Source organism: Limosilactobacillus mucosae (assembly GCF_046939755.1).
In the GTDB taxonomy this organism is placed as follows: Bacteria; Bacillota; Bacilli; order Lactobacillales; family Lactobacillaceae; genus Limosilactobacillus; species Limosilactobacillus mucosae_A.
Genome location: NZ_JBKZAY010000058.1, coordinates 1 through 2,059, shown reverse-complemented (window position 1 = coordinate 2,059; position 2,059 = coordinate 1). Strand labels below are relative to the sequence as shown.

Below are 2,059 nucleotides of genomic sequence, written 5' to 3'. Positions count from 1 at the left end.
TTTAGGGTCTGTTCAGATGAATAAGCGAATTTTCAAGGATCAAACTTCAGAATCTGGAGAGGTTCCATTCTTTAAAATAGGTACTTTTGGTAAGAAACCTGATTCATTTATTTCAAAAAAATTATTTGATGAGTATAAATCTAAATACCCATATCCTGAAGTTGGAGATATTTTAATTTCAGCATCTGGCAGTATTGGTCGGACAGTAGTTTATGAAGGAGAAGACGCTTATTTTCAAGACAGTAACATTGTTTGGCTTGAACATGATGGACGTTTAAAAAATAGTTTTCTGGAACAGTTCCTTAAGAGAACCAAATGGGACAAAATTGAAGGAAGTACTATTAAACGTCTTTACAATAAAGATATCTTGAATAAGAAAATTAACCTTCCTAACCAACAGGAACAATCTAGTATTGGTAACTTTTTTTTCCAACTTGATAGCCTCATCACCCTTCACCAGAATAAGATTGATAATCTAAAGCGTCTCAAGCGCGCATTACTACAAAAGATGTTCGTCTAATTTAAAATCTCCCTAGCAAGATATTTGCTAAGGAGATTTTTTATGAGGAGAAAACAAATTTTGTTATATGACTATTTTGCTCAATGGATTGAGGTGTATAAGGATGGAGCAGTCCGAGAGCGAACATTAGAGAAGTACTGGCTATCATATCGGCACTTAAAACAGATTGCCCCAGAACTTAAATTAGTTGATGTATCACGACTAGAGTATCAGCAGATCTTAAATGAATTTGCCAAAACACATGAGAAAGCAACTACGATGGACTTCCACCATCAATTAAAAGCTATGCTGCTTGATGCGTATGATGAAGGCTATTTAAAACGAGACCCAACCCGTAAAATTGTTGTCAAAGGTAAAACGCCAACCGAGAAGAAAACTAAATATTTAAATGAGTTTGAGCTAAAACTACTGTTGCGCCACCTTGATTTATCACAGTTTCCCAGCTTTGATTGGCTCATTCTAGTCATTGCCAAAACCGGCCTGCGCTTTGGTGAAGCTTTGGGATTAACCAAGAAAGACATTGATTTAGAAGGACAGACTATTAACGTTGACAAGACTTGGGACTATAAAAATTATGCTGGTGGCTTTAAACCGACTAAAAATGCTTCATCGATTCGCAAGGTTTCGATTGACTGGAAATTAGCAATGCAACTTAACCGTGTTACTCAAGACTTTCCTGAAGATCAGCCTTTATTTGTCCAGAAACGTGTATTTAATTCGACCATCAATAATCTTTTACAGCGGTACTGTGAAGAACTTGATATTCCAGTAATTTCAGTGCACGGTTTAAGACACACTCACGCTTCTTTGCTGCTTTTTGCAGGCGTATCGATTGCAAGTGTTGCCAAGCGTTTGGGACATGCTGATATGACGACTACTCAGCAAACTTATCTCCATATTATTCAGGAGTTAGAGAATAAGGACAATTCAAAAATCATGCAGCATTTAGCATCACTATAACAAAAAAGGATAACGGTTTCATGCCGCTATCCTTTTTGAAATTAGATAAACATTTTTTGTAATAACCCTCGTTTAAGTTGTTTAAGATATTGGATTTTCTTGTCATGCAAAGTAATAGTTCGATCAAGAGATTGCAAAAGTTGGCCAATTTCAAATTGTTCATTTAGAATAGGAAAATTAATCAATAAATTTCTAATTTTTTTAAGAGAAATAAACTTTTGAGTTCCTCCATCCATACTATTGGACAATTCCTTTGATATATAACTCGTCTGTAAATTTTGAAATAGGAATTGATGATTTATGGATTCTGTATACTTAATTAAGGCAACATTTTTTATTGCAAAATTAGGATCTTCTCGAATAAGTGCAAGATTTCCAATAGTTCCAATCATCCCCATCAGAATGTCATTAATATTAACTTTTGAACGTTTATTTATCTGATTAAAATCATATTTTGATACATAATTGACAGCATCATAGTTTATACGGCCATTGCTTACATTTTTAGAAGTTATTAGTGGATACCCTTCATCCACATAGTGAGGTGAGTCGTGAGTGCCATCTCTTACATCTGTAATC

General features: G+C 34.6%; 3 protein-coding genes. 2 read left to right on the top strand and 1 reads right to left on the bottom strand.

Translation table 11 applies throughout. The features are described from left to right. On the top strand, nucleotides 1-520 hold a 520-nt coding region (locus tag ACLUWI_RS10020), incomplete at its 5' end, for a restriction endonuclease subunit S (protein ID WP_412147205.1). Nucleotides 521-562: 42 nt separating this feature from the next. After that, the gene (locus ACLUWI_RS10015; RefSeq protein ID WP_412147204.1) at nucleotides 563-1,480 is read left to right on the top strand and encodes a tyrosine-type recombinase/integrase; all 918 of its coding nucleotides are present in this window, start codon (nucleotides 563-565) and stop codon (nucleotides 1,478-1,480) included. A 41-nt stretch (nucleotides 1,481-1,521) separates the two neighbouring features. Here ACLUWI_RS10015 and ACLUWI_RS10010 read toward each other — a convergent pair. Then, nucleotides 1,522-2,059 (bottom strand): restriction endonuclease subunit S (locus ACLUWI_RS10010; RefSeq protein ID WP_412147203.1); only part of this gene is annotated, 538 nt, incomplete at its 5' end.

Bases quoted from the DNA above. Each gene is read 5' to 3' on its own strand.
- ACLUWI_RS10015 (WP_412147204.1), top strand. From the start codon at position 563: ATGAGGAGAAAACAAATTTTGTTATATGACTATTTTGCTCAATGGATT.